The organism is Mycobacterium interjectum, from assembly GCF_900078675.2.
Lineage (GTDB): Bacteria > Actinomycetota > Actinomycetes > Mycobacteriales > Mycobacteriaceae > Mycobacterium > Mycobacterium interjectum.
Genome location: NZ_LT546237.1, coordinates 1,887,665 through 1,904,780, shown reverse-complemented (window position 1 = coordinate 1,904,780; position 17,116 = coordinate 1,887,665). Strand labels below are relative to the sequence as shown.

Here is a 17,116-nt window from a genome sequence, read left to right as displayed (position 1 = left end):
GGCCGCCGGGGCCGTGACGGGTTGGCCGCGCCGCCAGTTCAGGCGGGCCGTCTTCTCGTTGCTGACGAACTAGCCGTTCTCGGCGATGTCCTCCAGCACGGCGAACATCGTGCGGGTCGGCACACCGGTGCCGCCCTTGGGCGTGTACCCCCACGGGCTGCCGGTGTTGTACGCCGGGCCGGCCACGTCGATGTGCGCCCAGCCCACGCCGTCGGCGACGAACTCGCGCAGGAACACCCCCGCCACCAGCATGCCGGCGAAGCGCTGCCCGCTGATGTTGGACAGGTCGGCCACCGCGGACTTCAGGTCGTCCTTGAGTTCGTCGGGCAGCGGCATCGGCCAGCCGTTCTCGCCCACCCGCTGCGAAATCGCGGCCACCCGGTCGCGGAACTCGTCGCTGCCCATCACGCCGGGGATGCGGGCTCCCAGGGCCACCGTCTGCGCGCCGGTCAACGTGGACGTCTCGATCAGGTAGTCCGGGTTGTCCTCGCAGGCCCGCACGATGGCGTCGGCCAGGATGAGCCGGCCCTCGGCGTCGGTGTTCTGCACCTCCACGGTGGTTCCGCCGTACTGGGTCAGCACGTCGCCGGGGCGCTGCGCCGTCGCCGACGGCATGTTCTCGGCCATCGGCACCGTGGCGATCACGTCGATCGGCAGTTGCCGCTGCGCGGCCAGCGCGACGGTCGCGATGACCGCGGCCGCGCCACCCATGTCCGAGGTCATGTAGTGCATCGACGCCGCCGGCTTGATCGAGATGCCGCCGGTGTCGAACGTGACGCCCTTGCCCACCAGCGCCACCTTTTTGGCCTGCTTGGGTTTCTTGGCGAGCTTGGAGCCGCGATGGGTGAGCCGCACCAGCCGCGGCGGGCGCGACGAGCCCTGGCCGACACCGATCACCCCGCCGTANGTTCGGGCCCGCCGGGCGGTCGTGGCCGACGTGACCGCGCCGCGGCTGTTTTGCGACATGCTGCCCGCGGACGCGGTCCCGGCCGGGCTGCGCCGCGAGCTCGAGCACTACGGCTGGGATCCGCCGGTGGTGAAGGTCAACTACGCGCTCGACGGCCCCATTCCGTGGCGATCGGAGAACCTGCGGGACGTGGGCACCGTCCACCTGGGTGCCGACGGCGACGGGCTGGTGCGCTGGATGGCCGACCTGAACACCCGGGTGGTGCCCGAGCGCCCGTTCCTGCTGTTGGGCCAGACCACCACGGCGGATCCGAGCCGATCGCCGGAGGGTACCGAAAGTGTGTGGGCCTACACCCATTTGCCGCGCGACGTGGCTGACGACGCCGCGGCCGAGCGCCTCGCCAAGTCGGTGGATCACGTCATCGAGGAGCACGCGCCCGGCTTCGGCGCGGCGGTGATCGACCGGTTCGTGCAACGCCCATCGGACCTGGAGGCCAGCGACGCCAACCTGCATCTGGGCGCGCTGAACGNACGTCGGCCGGCCATTCGGGGCGCGGCTTGCCCAGCCCGATCGTCAGCACGCTGGCCACCGGCAGCGACGCCACGACCAGCCGGTGCACCTGCTCGCTGCCGCCGGTGGCCTCGAGCGCCTTCAGGCCGGACTCGATCTCGGCGACCGCGTCGGCGGACAGGAACGGCCCGGCCGCCGAGACGACCGCGCCCGGCTTGTCCTCGTCGCCGGCCGAGACGACCGGGACCACCAATACGGCGGAACCCACGTTGCGTTTGGGCAGCGCGGCGGCGACGTTGACGGTGGGGGCTTGGTAGCCAGGTTCTGTGGTGGTCACGGGCAACCACCCTAGTCACCGGCGCCGGGAGTTTCCTGGGCAGTGCCCCGCCCGTGCAGTTCGAAGGCGGCCACCGGGCCGTCAAAACCCTTGAGCGTCAACGGGCCGTGGGGGACCGTGGGCCAGTCCGGCAACTCGTCGTGAAGCTCCGACGCGATGAGGATCTGCCCGGGCGCCGCGGAAGCCACCAGGCGGGCGGCCAGGTTCACCGGGATGCCGAAGTAGTCGCCGTTGATGGCCAGCACCGCGCCGTATCCGAGACCGGCGCGCACGCCCAGGCCCGCCTCGCGCGCCCGCCGATGGTCGACGAGATCGACCGCCGCCCGCGCGAGCCGCTCGGGCGAGGAGCACACCCACATCACGGCGTCGCCGATGAACTTCACCACCCGGCCGCCGTCGGCGTGCACCACGTCCCCGACGGTGGCGCCGAACTCGGTGAGCAGGTCCGAGAGCTGCGCGGGCGTCAGCGCCTGGGTCAGCGCGGTGAAATTGGACAGGTCGGCAAAACCGATGCCGCACACCACGCTCGCCGACGTGTCGCGCAGCACGCCCTCGAAGTAGGTGCGCGCGCTGGTCAGGTGATGGCGGTGCACGACGTCGATCAGGGCCCCGATGCGGGGCACGAACTCGGCGACCGACCGGTACGCCTGCGCCGTGGCGAGCTCGTCGTGGGTGTAGTTCATCTGGATGTCCGGCGTCCCGGCCCGCAGCACCGACGACTCGGCCTCCGCCAGCCGGGCCATCGCGGCGCCGAGCACCCGCAGCATGCCGAGCGCCCCGTCCTCGCCCACCACCGCTTTGAGCCCCACCCAGGTCGACAGCGCGTCGACGTCGGCCTGACTCAGCGCCGGAACGTCGGGACCGGCGACGGTCAGGCCGAGCGACGCCCACGCGCGCGCCACGTCATCGGCGGACAGGCCGAGTCGTTCGGCGGCGGACTGCAGCGTGTAGACCGGGCGGCCCGTCCACGCCAGGACGTCGCCGGCCAGCCCGAACAGCCGCCCGCGGCGCTCGGCCTCCGCCATGTCGTCGACGGTGAAACCCAGCCCGTGCAGGTACTTGATCAGGTCGGCCCGCTCCCGGGGGTTCGCGACGCCCGCGGCCTCGAGCTCGTCGAAGTCCAGCGGATCGGACACCTGCCCAAGTGTGCCAGCAGCGGAGCCGATTAGGGTAAGGCGTCGTGACGGAGCTACAGCACGGACCGCTGGACGACCGCCATCGCGACCTGGGCGCCAACTTCGCCGAGTTCAGCGGCTGGTCGATGCCGGTGTACTACGCCGGCACGGTCAGCGAACACAACGCCACGCGCAACGCGGTCGGCCTGTTCGACGTCAGCCACCTCGGCAAGGCGCTGGTGCGCGGGCCGGGCGCCGCCGGGTTCGTCAACGCCGCGCTCACCAACGACCTGGGCCGCATCGGCCCGGGTCAGGCGCAATACACCCTGTGCTGCACCGAATCCGGCGGTGTCATCGACGACCTGATCGCCTACTACGTCGGCGACGACGAGATCTTCCTGGTGCCCAACGCCGCCAACACGGCCGCGGTGGTCGAGGCGCTGCGGACGGCGGCTGAGGCCGGTTTGGGGCCCGGGCTGACCATCACCAACGAGCATCGCTCGTACGCGGTGCTGGCCGTGCAGGGCCCGCGATCGGCCGACGTGCTCGGCGAGCTGGGGCTGCCGGCAGACATGGATTACATGGGTTACGTCGATGCCACCTACTCGGGAGTGCCGGTCCGCGTCTGCCGCACCGGCTACACCGGCGAGCACGGCTATGAGCTGCTGCCGCCGTGGGATTCCGCGGGTGTGGTGTTCGACGCGCTGATCGCGGCGGTGACGGCCGCCGGGGGAGAGCCGGCCGGCCTCGGCGCGCGCGACACGCTGCGCACCGAGATGGGCTATCCGCTGCACGGGCACGAACTTTCGCTCGACATCTCGCCGTTGCAGGCCCGCTGCGGCTGGGCGGTCGGCTGGAAAAAGGACGCGTTCTTCGGCCGCGACGCGCTGCTGGCCGAGAAACAAGCCGGACCGCGGCGGCTGCTGCGCGGGCTGCGGATGATCGGCCGCGGGGTGTTGCGTCCCGGGTTGACGGTGCTGGCCGGCGGGACGCCGGTCGGGGTCACCACCTCCGGGACGTTCTCGCCGACGCTGCAGGCCGGGATCGGGCTGGCGTTGATCGACACGGACGCCGGGATCGACGACGGCCAGCACATCACCGTCGACGTCCGCGGGCGCGCGGTCGAGTGCAAGGTCGTGCGCCCGCCCTTCGTCGCCGTGAAAACGCGTTAGCCGGGGTTCACGTGAGAAAAACCCATTGGCGCGCGGATATAGAATCGGCCCCATGACCAGCGGCTCACTCGAGTTCACGGTTCTGCGCGCGGCTAATCCGGCAACCGACGCAGAACGTGAATCGATCCTGGCGGAGCCGGGTTTCGGCAAATACTTCACCGACCACATGGTGTCGATCGACTACGACGAGGGCCAAGGTTGGCACGACGCGCGCGTCATCCCCTACGGCCCGATCGAATTGGACCCGTCGGCGATCGTGCTGCACTACGCGCAGGAGGTCTTCGAGGGGCTCAAGGCATACCGCTGGGCCGACGACTCGGTCGTGTCGTTTCGGGCGGAGGCCAACGCGGCCAGGATGCGTTCGTCGGCGCGGCGGCTGGCGATCCCCGAGCTGCCCGAGAGCCTGTTCGTCGAATCCCTGTGCCAGCTCGTCGCTGTCGACAAGGCCTGGGTGCCGCGGACCGGCGGCGAGGAGGCGCTGTACCTGCGGCCGTTCATCTTCGCGACCGAGCCGGGACTGGGTGTGCGGCCGGCCAAGCAGTACCGCTACCTGCTGATCGCCTCGCCGGCCGGCGCCTACTTCAAGGGCGGCATCAGCCCCGTCACCGTGTGGGTGTCGACGGAATACGTGCGGGCCAGCCCCGGCGGCACCGGTGCGGCCAAGTTCGGCGGGAACTACGCCGCCTCGCTGCTGGCCCAGGCTCAAGCCGCCGAAAACGATTGCGACCAAGTGGTATGGCTGGACGCCGTCGAGCGCCGCTTCATCGAAGAGATGGGCGGGATGAACCTGTTCTTCGTCTTCGGCAGCGGCGGATCGGCGCGGCTGGTCACCCCGGAGCTGTCCGGCTCGCTGCTGCCCGGCATCACCCGAGATTCGTTGCTGCAGTTAGCCATCGATGCCGGGTTCTCGGTCGAGGAGCGCAGGATCGACATCGACGAGTGGCAGAAGAAGGCCGCCGCCGGCGAGATCACCGAGGTGTTCGCCTGCGGCACCGCCGCCGTCATCACCCCGGTTTCGGGGGTCAAGTACGGCGACACCGAATTCACCATCGCCGACGGGCAGCCCGGCGAGGTGACGATGGCGCTGCGCGACACGCTGACCGGTATTCAGCGGGGCACCTTCGCGGACACGCACGGCTGGATGTCCCGGCTGGGCTAGAGCCGGCCTTGTACCCCACCGTGACGCTGCAGTCACGTTCGGGTCTTGAGTTCTAGGGGTGGTTGCAACACTTCGTGATTTCGGGAGTGTTGATGGCTAGTTATGGGGTCGCGGTTTCGGTTGAGCGCAGGTTCTGGCGGTTAATTGGTGCGGGAATGACACCCACCGATGCTGGGCCGATGCTTGGCGTGTCGGGAAGCTGCGCGCGGCAATGGTTTCGGGATCGTGGCGGGGTGAACCCTCAGTTAACGGATCCGGTCGGACGGCTGCGGCCGCGGCTGAGCATTGCCGAACGCGAAATCATCATGGTCGGGGTGGCCGCGAAGAAGTCGATTCGGGCGATCGCCATGGAGTTGGGGCGCCATCCCTCCACGGTGATGCGCGAAATCGCGATCAATGGTGGAGGACGTGGGTCCACTGGCCGGTATCGACGGTTGCACCGGTTCGGGGCCAACCGCGGCGGCTGGGATGCTGTGGTGAGCTATCAGGCTCATATCGCGCAAGCCCGCAGCCAGGCGCGGGCACGTCGCCCCAAAATGGGCAAGATTGGGCGTTGTGAGCCGTTGCGTGCTGTTGTCGAACAACGGCTCAACGACAAACACAGTCCTCGCCAGATCGCCGGTGTGCTGGCCCGGACATTTCCTGATGATCCGGAGATGCGGGTGTCCCACGAAACCATTTACCGGGCCCTTTACGTGCAAGGACGCGGCGAGCTGCGCCGGGAGTTGACCAAGTGCCTGCGCACTGGGCGGGCGCTGCGCAAGCCGCACCGTTCGGCCTCAGCTCGGCGCACCCGCATTCCTGACATGGTGACCATCGCCGAGCGGCCCGCCGAAGTAGAAGACCGCGCGGTGCCCGGGCACTGGGAAGGCGACCTCATCGTGGGCAAAGACCAGCGCTCGCAGATCGGCACCCTCGTTGAGCGTTCCAGCGGCTTTGTGCTGCTGCTCCACCTGCCCGACAGCCGTCACCCCACCGTCGTCGCCCAGGCCATGATCGACACGATGCGCCGCCTGCCGGCGGCCCTGCGTCGGACTTTAACCTGGGATCAAGGCCTCGAAATGGCTCATCATGCCCACATCACCATGGCCACCGACATGCCGATCTACTTTTGTGATCCCCACTCGCCATGGCAGCGCGGCAGCAACGAAAACACCTATTGGTGCACAGTGTTAAGGCCGGACGGCTTCGACGGGAGTCAATCCGGTGGGCTGCTGGGTGACTCGGAAAACACGTGCCGCACATGGCTTCCCGTTGATTTGTCCACGGCAGCCTAGGGGCGAGTGCCCTGACCGGTGTGACCTGATAGAAGCCTGCTGAGCCGTCAACTCGCAATAGGTCTGTCCACCGGGCAGAGCCCTCGCCATCGTCCCGTCACCCGATTGAACGAAGGGACGTTTCGATGGTGACAGTAGGGATCGACCCACACAAGCGTGTCCATGTCGCGGTGGCAGTCGATGCTCGCGGTAATCGCATTGGCAAGCCGCTGACCGTGAAAAACGACGGGCTGCTGATTATCGCGCTACTCACATGGATCCGCTCAATCACGGACAGCAAGTCGGTGACCTGGGCCGTCGAAGACGGTCGCGGCTTCGCCCGCCGGTTGGCCGATGGACTGCTGCTTGCCGGTCAAGAGGTGGTAGGGGTTCCCAGCCGGCTGACCGCCGCGCATCGCAAGTTGCACGCCGCTACGGGCTCCAAATCGGATGTCATCGACGCCATTGCGGCAGCACATGCCGCGATCGCGACACCGGATCTGACCCGCCACCACATTGATGAGCGGATTCGTGAACTCCGTGTTTTAACTGACTACCGTTCGGACCTTGTCAAACGTCGGACCACGATGATTAACCAGCTCAAGGCGCAATCGCATCTATGGCTTGACCACACGCCGGGCGATCTGGCGCGGACCAAGGCTCTGGTGACGCTGACCGCACGACTCGACGCCGTGCAGGTGGGCGCCCACGTCCGTCATGTGATCGTCGAGATGATCAGCGAGCTCGCTGAGGTCAACCAACGTATCCATGATCTCGACGCCATGATCAAAGAGCTCGTCAGCCCCCTCGCGCCCAACTTGCTGGCAATCACCGGGATCAGCCATAACTCTGCGGCGGTGTTGCTCGCCGAAATCGGTGACATCACACGGTTTTCAAGCTCGGCCAAACTGGCCCGCTACACCGGCTGCGCTCCAATCCCGGTCTATTCGTCCGACGAGGAACGTCACCGCCTTCACCGGGGAGGGAACCGCCGCCTCAACAGCGTCCTCTACACCGCCGCCATCGTGCAGAAGCGCTTCAGTCCGGCCGCCCAACACCTCATCGCACGCCAGGAGCCCGTGAAGGGCGCCCGTGGCGCCAGACGTATCCTCAAACGCCACCTTGTCGATGTGATCTACCGAGCTATGCACACTGATCAAGCTTCCTGGCAGCACCAGATCACCAGATACCAACCGCTCGCGTTGACATAGAAGCATCAACGGCCTACTACGCCAATACTTCCCCAAGGGCACCGACGTATCGATCTACAGCAGCGACTACCTGGACTACGTCGCCCTGCAACTCAACAATCGGCCACGGGAACGCTTCGGATTCGACACACCAGCCCAAGTCCTCAACCGACTACTGTCAAACCCGACAACAACCACTGTTGCAACCAAACCCTGAATTCACCGGCCCANCGGTCGCGGTGCCGCGCGACTCGGTCCGCCCAGTCCGCGCCGGCGCCGTCCGCCGGCGCGGGGGCCAGGTACCGGACCGGCTCGCCGGGCGGCAGCGACGTGGCGATGGCTTCCTCGGCCCAGCGGGACTTCCCGGACCTGATCCCGCCGAGCACCAGGGTGCGCACCGGATCAGGCGGCCTTCGGGCGCCGCTTAGTCAACACTGCTGCCGCGCTCGACCTGGGGCCGGGGCGCCCGCATCCGGCGCAGCTGCGAGGCCCGGCCGGCGGCGTAAATGCCTAGTTTCCAACGGCTTTCGGTGTTGTCGGGGAACTTCGCGTCCACCAGCTTGCTGACCTTGCGCCCCAGCAGGACCCCGTCGACGCCCATCACGACCATCAACACCAGCATCGCCGGGGAGGCGTAGAACTGTAGCTGCGCGACGCCGAAAGACGCGAACAGCAACAGCATCGTCGCCGGCATGAACAGGCCGAGCAGGTTGCGGCGGGAGTCCACCACGTCGCGCACGTAGCGCTTGATTGGCCCCTGATCGCGCGGCAACAGGTATGCCTCGTCGCCGGCCATCATGCGCTCGCGGCGATCCGTCATGCGCGCGCGGCCGGCGGTCCGCTCGGCGCGACGCTCCTCGCGGCTGAGTTTGGGGCCGGCCAGCGACTTCCGGCGGGCCCGCGCCTCGGATGCGGTCATGGGTGCCGGCGCGACCGGGCCCTTCCTCGGGTTGCGCCGGGCCTCGCTGCGCTTGGGGGTGGGCCGGCCCTTGGGGCCGGTCCGGCGCGCCGCGGTATCCGCGGAGCCGGCGTCGGTGTCCGCGGTCACCTCGGCGGACCCGTCGAGGTCGTCGTCCTGGCCCTTCTTGCGGCCCATCAGCTTCACAGTGCCAAGGTTACTTCCCGGGGGGATCACCCGGTCACGGCCCCGCACCGCGTCGCTATTACCCATGCGCCAGCGCGACGCGTGCACCTACGCTTGACTGTGATGAATGGCTACCTGTGATGGACGACGGCACGATGGCCTCGGATGACGGCCTCGCACCGGGCCGTCTGCGGCTGCCGGCCATGCAGGTTTTGGTCGCCCCGGATTGCTATGGGGACAGCTTGTCCGCCGTGCAGGCCGCCGCCGCCATCGCGACCGGCTGGACGCGATCGCGGCCCGGCGATCGGTTCATCGTCGCCCCGCAGTCGGACGGCGGACCGGGCTTCATCGAGGTGCTGGCCGGCCGGCTGGGGCAGCGGCGGCGGGTGACGGTGAGCGGGCCGCTGAACACCGCGGTGCAGGCCGACTGGGTCTTCGACCGCCGCTCGTCGACCGCCTATCTGGAGTGTGCGCAGGCGTGCGGTCTCGCGCTGCTCGACGGTGCTCCCACCCCGGAAACGGCGCTGGCGGCCGACACCAGCGGCGTCGGGCAGCTCATCGCCGAGGCGCTGCGGGCCGGGGCCCGCCGCATCGTCGTCGGGTTGGGCGGCAGCGCCTGCACCGACGGCGGCAAGGGCATGATCGCCCAGCTGGGCGGGCTGAAAGAGGCTCAGCGCGCGATGACCAACGTGGACCTGATCGCGGCCACCGACACCGAATACCCGATGTTGGGGCCGTGGGGGGCGGCCAGGGTGTTCGGCCCGCAGAAAGGCGCGGACACGGCCACGGTCGCCGCGCTCGAGGCCCGCCTCGAGGCGTGGGCGATCGAACTGGAAGCGGCGGCCGGCCGGGACGTGAGCTCGGAGCCGGGCGCGGGCGCCGCCGGTGGTCTCGGCGCGGGGCTGTTGGCGCTCGGCGGCCGGTGTGAATTGGGCGCGGAAATCATCGCCGAGCACACCCACCTGGCCGACGATCTCGAAACCGCGGACATGATCGTCACCGGTGAGGGCCGCTTCGACGAGCAGTCCCTGCACGGGAAGGTGGTCGGCTGCCTCGCGGAATCGGCCGGTCCGCTGGGAATTCCGGTGATCGTGCTCGCCGGCCAGGTCGGGCTGGAGAATTCCGCGGTGCGCTCGTCGGGCATCATGTCGGCCCTGTCCATCGCCGATTACGCCGGTTCGGTGCGGTTGGCACAGGCCGACGCGGCCAACCAGCTGATGGGTTTGGCCTCCGAGGTCGCGGCGCGACTCGGGAATAGCGGTCCCGCAATGTACCGTTGAGGCAGTGGGTCGTCCCCGGTGTGGGTCGCGCCCGACCATGAGCTACGTAGGAGAAGCAATGACGGTGCAAAACGAGTCGACGACCGCCAAGACGCATGGCGTGATCCTGACCGAAGCCGCCGCCGCCAAGGCGAAGTCCCTGCTGGACCAGGAGGGCCGTGACGACCTGGCGCTGCGCATCGCGGTCCAGCCGGGCGGATGCGCGGGGCTGCGCTACAACCTGTTCTTCGACGACCGGTCGCTGGACGGCGACCTGACCGCGGAGTTCGGTGGCGTGACGCTGACGGTGGACCGGATGAGCGCGCCCTACGTCGAAGGCGCGTCCATCGACTTCGTCGACACCATCGAGAAGCAGGGCTTCACCATCGACAACCCCAACGCCACCGGTTCGTGTGCCTGCGGGGACTCGTTCAACTGATCGGCGGGCCGCTCATCCCGATCGCGGCGACTTGCCCCCAGCTCCGCGGGGGTACCCCCACGCCCGGCCTCGCCGCCCTCGCGATCGCCCCTAGTACGAGCCGCCGGTGCGCAGCACATATGCACACACCATGATCTGGCCGCGCTGAAATAGCAGCTGGGCCATGCCCTGCACGTCGCTGCGCGCCGGGCTCCCGTCCGCGGGCGACACCCGCATGGTGAACAGCGCCTGCGCCTGGTATTGCGACAGGTAGACGATCTTGTCGACCGACATGAGCTCCACGTCGGAGAACTGCTTGCGCAGGGCGTCGCTGCTCATCTTGGCCAGCGCGACGTCGGACCGCTTGTCGCGAACCGCGTCGTACATGCCGCACAGCGCGTTGCGAACGATGACGTCGATATTCCGGTGCTCGAGGGCGTCCAGGTAGTCCTGAATCGCCGTCTTGGCCGCGCCCTCGGAGAACGAGGCGCCGGTATTGGCCCCGTTGGTGCGAACCCCGTAGGCGATCGCCAGCGTCGTCGCGGCGACCAGCGCGACGGCCATCAGCACGCCGATGAGCAGCCGCCGCCTGGGCCGTCCCGTCGGGTAGGGGACCGGCGGCGGTTGGCCGCCGTAATTGGCCGCGTGGTGGGTCGGCGGGGCGCCGGCCGGAGGCTCGCTGGGGAACTCGAGCGGCCGGGACTCGGCGTGGGGCGTTGGTCCGGTGGCGCCGACGGTGCGGTCCGGCGGGTGCGGACCTGCCATGTGGTTCTCCTACGGTGGTGGTCGGGACCATGAACGTGCCGGGCCTGGACGGGCCCGAGCCGGCGGCCCGGCGACGTCTCATTTCCCTAGGCAGGCTAGCGCACGAGTTTGCCCGGACCGTGAGGCGACGACGCCTGATGCGCCTGAGTAAGCTAGATAACCTTACTAACGACGGATGGAGATTTCGTGACGATCGCGGTGACAGGTTCGATTGCGACCGACAATCTGATGCGGTTCCCCGGCCGCTTCTCCGAGCAGCTGCTGCCCGAGCATCTGCAGAAGGTGTCGCTCAGCTTCCTCGTCGACGACCTGGTCATTCACCGCGGCGGGGTGGCGGGCAACATCGCCTTCGCCATCGGCGTGCTGGGTGGCGACGTCGCGCTGGTCGGTGCGGCCGGCGACGACTTCGCCGACTACCGCGAATGGCTCGTGTCGCACAACGTCAACTGCGACAACGTCCTGATCTCGCAGACCGCGCACACCGCGCGCTTCACCTGTACCACCGACGTCGACATGGCCCAGATCGCGTCGTTCTACCCGGGCGCCATGTCCGAGGCCCGCAACATCAAGCTCGCCGACGTGGTGTCGTCGGTGGGTAAGCCGGACCTGGTCATCATCGGGGCCAACGACCCCGACGCGATGGTGGTGCACACCGAAGAGTGCCGCAAGCTCGGCTTGCCGTTTGCCGCCGACCCGTCCCAGCAGCTGCCCCGCCTGTCCGGGGCAGACATCGACAAGCTCGTCGATGGTGCCGCCTACCTGTTCACCAACGACTACGAGTGGGAGCTGATGCTGTCCAAGACCGGCTGGTCGGAGGCCGACGTGCAGGGCAAGGTCGGGCTACGGGTGACGACCCTGGGCGCCAAGGGCGTCGACATCGTCGAGCGCGACGGCACGACCACGCACGTCGACGTGGTACCCGAGACCAGCCAGACCGACCCCACCGGCGTCGGCGACGCGTTCCGGGCCGGCTTCCTGACCGGGCGCAGCGCGGGCCTGAGCCTCGAGCGTTCGGCGCAGCTGGGCTCGCTGGTGGCCGTGCTGGTACTGGAGTCCACCGGGACGCAGGAGTGGGTGTGGGACCACGAGGTGGCGAAGTCCCGGCTGGCCGGCGCCTACGGCGAGGACGCGGCCGGCGAGATCGCCGCGGTGCTCGCTTAGTTCCCCCGGCGGGGTTCGCCGGGCCCTGCCCGGCCACCAGACGCAGAATCGCAGAGCGCGAGCCCTTGGCGTGCGCTTCTGCGCCTGCTCGCAGAAGTTCGTGCTAGAGCTGGACCGGGTAGACGGGCTCGCTGATCTGCGGCACCACGCTGTGCTCGACGAAGATCGCGTGCCACAGCATGAAGATGAGCACCGTCCACAGCCGGCGGCTGTGATCGCTTGCGCCGCTTCGGTGCTCGTCGAGCATCCGGCGCACCGCGTCCCGGTCGACCAGGTGATCGGCCTGCGACGAGTCCACCAACGCGTAGGCCCACTCCAGCAGTTCGCCGGCGCGCAGCCAATGCCGGATCGGCACCGGGAAGCCGAGCTTGGGCCGGTGCAGCACATGCGCGGGAACGATCGGCTCCAGCGCGCGCCGCAGCGCGTACTTGGTGGTGGTGCGCGTGATCTTGGCCTCGACCGGCAGCCGCGACGCGACGGCGAACACCTCGGGATCCAGGAACGGGACCCGCAGCTCCAGCGAGTTGGCCATCGTCATCTTGTCGGCCTTGACCAGGATGTCGCCGCGCAGCCAGGTGAACAGGTCGACGTGCTGCATGCGGGCCACCGGGTCCCAGCCGGCCGACTCGGCGTACACCGACGCGGTGACGTCGGTGTGGGTCCACTCGTCGCGGAACCCGGGCAACACGTCCCGCAACTGCGCGTCGGAGAAACTGCGGGCGTTGCCGTAGTAGCGCTCCTCGAGGGTCAGCGATCCGCGGTGCAGCAGGCTCTTGCCGCGCATGCCCTCCGGCAGCGGCCTGGACACCTTGCCCATCGACCGCCGCAGCGGCCGAGGCAGGTAGTCAAAGGGCTTCAGCGACAATGGCTCCCGGTAAATGGTGTAGCCGCCGAACAGCTCGTCGGCGCCCTCGCCGGACAGCACCACCTTGACGTGCTTGCGGGCCTCGCGGGCGACGAAGAACAGCGGCACCAGCGCCGGGTCGGCGACCGGCTCGTCGAGGTACCAGACGATCTCGGGCAGGGCGGCGACGAATTCGTCCGGGCTGACGACCTTGGCGATGTGGCGGGCGCCGATCGCCTCGGCCGAGGCCACCGCGACGTCGATCTCGGAGAACCCTTCGCGCTCGAAGCCGGTGGTGAACGTGATCAGCCTGGGGTTGTGCCGGATGGCCAGCGCCGCGATCGCGGTGGAGTCGATGCCCCCGGACAGGAACGCCCCGACGGTGACGTCGGCGCGCATGTGCTTGGCCACCGAGTCCTCGAGCACCGCGGTGATCTCGTCGTAGCGGGCCTGTTCGGCGTCGCCGGTGATCGGCGTGGCGGCGAATCGCGGCACGAAGTACCGGCTGATCTGCGGCGCCGTCCCGGGCCGGATGCGGGCGTAGCAGCCCGATTCCAGCCGGCGCACCCCGCGGTGCAGGGTTTCGGGCTCCGGGACGTACTGCAGGACCGTGTAGTGCTGCACGGCCCGTTCATCGATGGCGGTGTCGAACCCGATCAGGCCGGCCAGGTCCATCAGGCATTTCTTCTCGCTGGCCACCGCGGTGCCGCCGGTGCCGGTGGCCATGAAGAGCGGCTTGATGCCGAACGGATCACGGGCGCAGAACAATTCGCGGGTGACGGTGTCCCACAGCGCGAACGCGAACATGCCCCGCAGCCGGGTCAACACGTCGGTGCCCCAGTGGTGGTAGCCGGCGACGATGGCCTCGCCGTCGCCGTCGGTGGCGAACGCGGCGCCGTGCTCGGAGGCCAGTTCGTCGCGCAGCTCGAGGTAGTTGTAGATTTCGCCGTTGAACACCAGCACGTAGCGGTCGGGCGCCTCCGGCGGCCCCCACCGCAGCGGCTGATGCGAATGCGCGATGTCGATGAAGGACAGCCGGTTGAAGCCGAACACGACGGCCCCGTCGGCATCCGGGTCAAACAAACCGCCCGGCTCGTCGGGTCCGCGGTGGCGCATCAGGCGCAGCGCGCGGGAGATGGCCGCGTCGGCTCTGGCCGCGGCCGCCCCGTCGGCGCCCGCGCTGTCGGCCGGGGCCGCGACGAACGCCAGCAGACCACACACGGCGCCCCAGTATGCCGCACCTGGCCGCCGCCCGTGGCGCCGCACACCCCCCGACGCGTCGGGGTTTCGTCGCCGGGGTAAGCGGCGTGGTCTACGCTGCGTAGTATTCGATATCCGAGCATGGAGGCGCCAACGTGACACCTCGCGAGCAGGTCCGTTCGCAACGCTTGTCGCAGGCCAGGTTCCAGCGCCGATCCGGGGGAGCCCACCGGGGTCTGTCCCGTCGTCTGCGGCCGCTGGCGCTGGCCGTGACGCTGGGCGTGCTGGCGGTCACCCTGAGCGGATGCAGCTGGTCGGAGGCGATCGGGATGGGCTGGCCGGAGGGCATCACGCCGCAGGCCCACGTCAACCGGGAGCTGTGGGTCGGCGCGGTGATCGCCTCCCTGGTCGTCGGGGTGCTCGTGTGGGGGCTGATCTTCTGGACGTCCGCGTTTCACCGCAAGAAGGCCACCGACACCGAGCTGCCCCGGCAGTTCGGCTACAACATGCCCCTTGAGCTGGTGCTCACCGTGACGCCGTTCCTCATCATCTCGGTGCTGTTCTACTTCACCGTGGTGGTCCAGGAGAAGATGCTGCACCTGGCCAAGGACCCCGAGGTGGTGATCGACGTCACCGCGTTCCAGTGGAACTGGAAGTTCGGTTATCAGCGGGTCAACTTCAAGGACGGCACGCTGACCTACGAGGGCGCCGACCCCGCGCGCAAGGCCGCGATGGTCTCCAAGCCGGAGGGCAAGGACGCCCGCGGCGAGGAGCGTGTCGGGGCGGTGCGGGGGCGCAATCCCCAGGACCGGACCTACCTGAACTACGACAAGGTCGAGACCCTGGGAACCGCCACCGAGATCCCGGTGCTGGTGCTGCCGGCCGGCAAGCGCATCGAATTCCAGTTGGCGTCCGCGGACGTCGTGCACACCTTCTGGGTGCCGGAATTCCTGTTCAAGCGCGACGTGATGCCCAACCCCCAGGCCAACAACTCCGTCAACGTGTTCCAGGTCGACGAGATCACCAAGACCGGCGCGTTCGTCGGGCACTGCGCCGAGTTCTGCGGCACCTACCACTCGATGATGAACTTCGAGGTTCGGGTGGTGGCGCCCAACGACTTCAAGGCCTACCTGCAGCAGCGGATCGCGGGGAAGACCAACGCCGAGGCGCTACAAGCGATCGCGCAGTCGCCGGTAGCGGTGACCACCCATCCGTTCGATACCCGCCGCGGTGAATCGGCACAAGCCAGTAGGTGAGGACGCTCCATGCACATCGAAGCGAGGTTGTTCGAATTCATCGCCGTCTTCTTCCTTCTGGCGGCGGTGCTCTACGGCGTGCTGACGGCGCTGTACGCCACCGGCGGTGAGGAGTGGGCGGGTACCACCGCCCTGGCGCTGACCGGTGGCCTGGCGTCGATCACGGCGACGTTCTTCCGGTTCGTCGCGCGCCGGCTGGACACCCGGCCCGAGGACTACGAGGGCGCCGAGATCAGCGACGGCGCAGGCGAATTGGGGTTCTACGCCCCGCACAGCTGGTGGCCGATCATGATCGCGCTGGCGGGCGCGGTCGCCGCGACCGGCATCGCGCTGTGGCTGCCGTGGCTGATCGTGGCCGGGGTGGTGTTCGTCCTCGCTTCGTCGGCCGGGTTGGTCTTCGAGTACTACATGGGCCCCGAGAAGCACTGATTTGCGACTCAAAGGTCACAATCAGGGCATCAGTTGATCAGTGGCCCGTTTGCCAAGACATCACGCTCTATTCGGTTCGGTAGGGTTTGCCGAGGCATATGAGAAACTCCCAAGCGCGCGCGCAACGAGGCATTCGCGGAGCCCCGCGCGCTGGTGATGCAGTTGAACAGGGCAGGCAATTATGAGCGGGCCGAATCCCCCGGGAACCGAACCTGGCGAACCGGACTCCGGCGACGAATTGGGACACGAGACAGTCGAATCCCATGACGGACCCGTCGACGACAGCGCGGAGATCGCGGCGGCGGATCAGACCGGCCAGACGGACGCCTATTCGCGGGCCTATTCGGCCCCCGAATCCGAGCACTTTCTCAGCGGCCCCTACGTGCCGGCCGACCTGCGACTCTACGACTACGACAGCTACGACGAGTCCGCCGACGCGGACGACGACCACCACGCCCCGCGCTGGCCGTGGGTGGTNTCTGGCTGGTGTTGTTGGGCGTCAGCGTGGCTGCCGCCGTCGCCCTGGCGGACCTGGGCCGGGGCTTCCACAAGACGGCTGGCGGCTCGCACACCCCCTGGGTGTTGTACGCCGTCATCATCGTCTCCGCGCTGATCATCGCCGCGGCGATCCCGGTGCTGTTGCGGGCCCGTCGCATGGGCCTGATCGAGCCGGGAACCCGGCCGGGGGCGGGGGCGGCGCGCGCCCCGCAGCGGCCCCCGGTGCGCCTCATGGCCCCAGCGCCGCGCACGTCGGCCGAGCGAGCGCGCCAGCCGAGGATGGTTGCGGCGGAGCCGGCGACCCAATGGTCCGGCACCGCGGTGGATCGGGTTTGGTTGCGCGGCACGGTCATCCTGACGGGCACGATGGGCGCCGCCCTGATTGCGGCCGCGACGGCCACGTACCTGATGGCCGTCGGCGACGACGGCCCGTCGTGGGCGGTCTACGCGGTGGCCGGGGTGGTCGCCGCGGCGATGCCGGTGGTGGAGTGGCTGCACATCCGCCAGCTACGCGGCCTTCAGGACGCGCGCTAGCCGCGCGTGCCGCGCGGGCCCG

At 68.8% G+C, this 17,116-nt stretch carries 12 protein-coding genes and 8 pseudogenes; 13 read left to right on the top strand and 7 right to left on the bottom strand.

Features of this window, described 5'->3' with window-relative positions:
- Positions 1-69: 69 nt before the first annotated feature.
- Positions 70-909, bottom strand: a pseudogene (locus BN4348_RS43445) (leucyl aminopeptidase); the annotation flags it as partial.
- Between BN4348_RS43445 and BN4348_RS61490 the strand changes: the two are divergent.
- Positions 839-1,435, top strand: a pseudogene (locus tag BN4348_RS61490) (phytoene desaturase family protein); the annotation flags it as partial. The pseudogenes BN4348_RS43445 and BN4348_RS61490 overlap by 71 nt on opposite strands.
- On the opposite strand, the pseudogene BN4348_RS43435 reads toward BN4348_RS61490, so the two are convergent.
- A pseudogene (locus tag BN4348_RS43435) lies at positions 1,424-1,760 on the bottom strand (M17 family peptidase N-terminal domain-containing protein); the annotation flags it as partial. The pseudogenes BN4348_RS61490 and BN4348_RS43435 sit on opposite strands and share 12 nt — an antisense overlap.
- Positions 1,761-1,765: 5 nt before the next feature.
- Positions 1,766-2,890, bottom strand: coding sequence for an adenylate/guanylate cyclase domain-containing protein (locus BN4348_RS43430; RefSeq protein ID WP_066913437.1), 1,125 nt, complete (start codon positions 2,888-2,890; stop codon positions 1,766-1,768).
- 44 nt (positions 2,891-2,934) lie between these two features.
- Between BN4348_RS43430 and gcvT the strand changes: the two genes are divergently transcribed.
- The 5 genes and pseudogenes from gcvT to BN4348_RS63110 all read left to right on the top strand — a co-directional run.
- Positions 2,935-4,041: a glycine cleavage system aminomethyltransferase GcvT gene (gene gcvT, locus BN4348_RS43425; RefSeq protein WP_066913435.1), complete on the top strand. Its 1,107-nt coding sequence runs from the start codon at positions 2,935-2,937 to the stop codon at positions 4,039-4,041.
- 52 nt (positions 4,042-4,093) lie between these two features.
- On the top strand, positions 4,094-5,200 hold the full coding sequence (locus BN4348_RS43420; RefSeq protein WP_066913433.1) for a branched-chain amino acid aminotransferase: 1,107 nt from the start codon (positions 4,094-4,096) through the stop codon (positions 5,198-5,200).
- Between the two features lie 92 nt (positions 5,201-5,292).
- Positions 5,293-6,357, top strand: a pseudogene (locus tag BN4348_RS43415) (IS30 family transposase); the annotation flags it as partial.
- 245 nt (positions 6,358-6,602) lie between these two features.
- Positions 6,603-7,667 (top strand): IS110 family RNA-guided transposase, encoded by a 1,065-nt coding sequence (locus tag BN4348_RS43410; protein ID WP_066913431.1) that lies wholly within the window; start codon positions 6,603-6,605, stop codon positions 7,665-7,667.
- Positions 7,663-7,863, top strand: a pseudogene (locus BN4348_RS63110) (IS30 family transposase); the annotation flags it as partial. The gene BN4348_RS43410 and the pseudogene BN4348_RS63110, both read left to right, overlap by 5 nt.
- A gap of 16 nt (positions 7,864-7,879) precedes the next feature.
- On the opposite strand, the pseudogene BN4348_RS60820 reads toward BN4348_RS63110, so the two are convergent.
- Both BN4348_RS60820 and BN4348_RS43400 read right to left on the bottom strand, forming a co-directional pair.
- Positions 7,880-8,044, bottom strand: a pseudogene (locus BN4348_RS60820) (bifunctional adenosylcobinamide kinase/adenosylcobinamide-phosphate guanylyltransferase); the annotation flags it as partial.
- 26 nt (positions 8,045-8,070) lie between these two features.
- A complete protein-coding gene (locus BN4348_RS43400; RefSeq protein WP_066913427.1) occupies positions 8,071-8,751 on the bottom strand; it encodes a DUF3043 domain-containing protein in 681 nt (226 codons plus the stop codon).
- Between the two features lie 182 nt (positions 8,752-8,933).
- On the opposite strand from BN4348_RS43400, the gene BN4348_RS43395 reads away from it, so the two are divergent.
- Both BN4348_RS43395 and BN4348_RS43390 read left to right on the top strand, forming a co-directional pair.
- Entirely contained in the window at positions 8,934-10,010 is a 1,077-nt protein-coding gene (locus BN4348_RS43395) for a glycerate kinase family protein (protein WP_066913453.1), read from the top strand.
- A gap of 58 nt (positions 10,011-10,068) precedes the next feature.
- Positions 10,069-10,428: an iron-sulfur cluster assembly accessory protein gene (locus BN4348_RS43390; RefSeq protein WP_066913425.1), complete on the top strand. Its 360-nt coding sequence runs from the start codon at positions 10,069-10,071 to the stop codon at positions 10,426-10,428.
- Between the two features lie 90 nt (positions 10,429-10,518).
- Here the strand turns inward: BN4348_RS43390 and BN4348_RS43385 are convergent, their stop codons facing one another.
- Complete coding sequence (locus BN4348_RS43385; RefSeq protein ID WP_066913423.1) at positions 10,519-11,172, bottom strand: Rv0361 family membrane protein; 654 nt, start codon at positions 11,170-11,172, stop codon at positions 10,519-10,521.
- Between the two features lie 186 nt (positions 11,173-11,358).
- On the opposite strand from BN4348_RS43385, the gene BN4348_RS43380 reads away from it, so the two are divergent.
- A complete protein-coding gene (locus BN4348_RS43380; protein WP_066913421.1) occupies positions 11,359-12,333 on the top strand; it encodes a carbohydrate kinase family protein in 975 nt (324 codons plus the stop codon).
- Between the two features lie 103 nt (positions 12,334-12,436).
- On the opposite strand, the gene asnB is transcribed toward BN4348_RS43380, so the two are convergent.
- A complete protein-coding gene (gene asnB / locus BN4348_RS43375; protein WP_066913418.1) occupies positions 12,437-14,398 on the bottom strand; it encodes an asparagine synthase (glutamine-hydrolyzing) in 1,962 nt (653 codons plus the stop codon).
- Positions 14,399-14,532: 134 nt separating this feature from the next.
- On the opposite strand from asnB, the gene ctaC reads away from it, so the two are divergent.
- From ctaC to BN4348_RS43360, 4 genes and pseudogenes are all read left to right on the top strand, one after another.
- Positions 14,533-15,633: an aa3-type cytochrome oxidase subunit II gene (gene ctaC / locus BN4348_RS43370; protein ID WP_084454206.1), complete on the top strand. Its 1,101-nt coding sequence runs from the start codon at positions 14,533-14,535 to the stop codon at positions 15,631-15,633.
- A 9-nt stretch (positions 15,634-15,642) separates the two neighbouring features.
- A complete protein-coding gene (locus BN4348_RS43365; RefSeq protein ID WP_066913416.1) occupies positions 15,643-16,062 on the top strand; it encodes a cytochrome c oxidase subunit 4 in 420 nt (139 codons plus the stop codon).
- 181 nt (positions 16,063-16,243) lie between these two features.
- A pseudogene (locus tag BN4348_RS61480) lies at positions 16,244-16,537 on the top strand (MmpS family transport accessory protein); the annotation flags it as partial.
- A pseudogene (locus tag BN4348_RS43360) lies at positions 16,528-17,094 on the top strand (DUF2561 family protein); the annotation flags it as partial. The pseudogenes BN4348_RS61480 and BN4348_RS43360, both read left to right, overlap by 10 nt.
- Positions 17,095-17,116: the final 22 nt, after the last annotated feature.

Excerpts from the sequence above, each read along its gene's own strand:
- BN4348_RS43365 (WP_066913416.1), top strand. The coding sequence starts at position 15,643 with ATGCACATCGAAGCGAGGTTGTTCGAATTCATCGCCGTCTTCTTCCTT.
- BN4348_RS43420 (WP_066913433.1), top strand. The coding sequence starts at position 4,094 with ATGACCAGCGGCTCACTCGAGTTCACGGTTCTGCGCGCGGCTAATCCG.
- BN4348_RS43395 (WP_066913453.1), top strand. The coding sequence starts at position 8,934 with ATGCAGGTTTTGGTCGCCCCGGATTGCTATGGGGACAGCTTGTCCGCC.
- BN4348_RS43390 (WP_066913425.1), top strand. The coding sequence starts at position 10,069 with ATGACGGTGCAAAACGAGTCGACGACCGCCAAGACGCATGGCGTGATC.
- BN4348_RS43410 (WP_066913431.1), top strand. The coding sequence starts at position 6,603 with ATGGTGACAGTAGGGATCGACCCACACAAGCGTGTCCATGTCGCGGTG.
- BN4348_RS43385 (WP_066913423.1), bottom strand. The coding sequence starts at position 11,172 with ATGGCAGGTCCGCACCCGCCGGACCGCACCGTCGGCGCCACCGGACCA.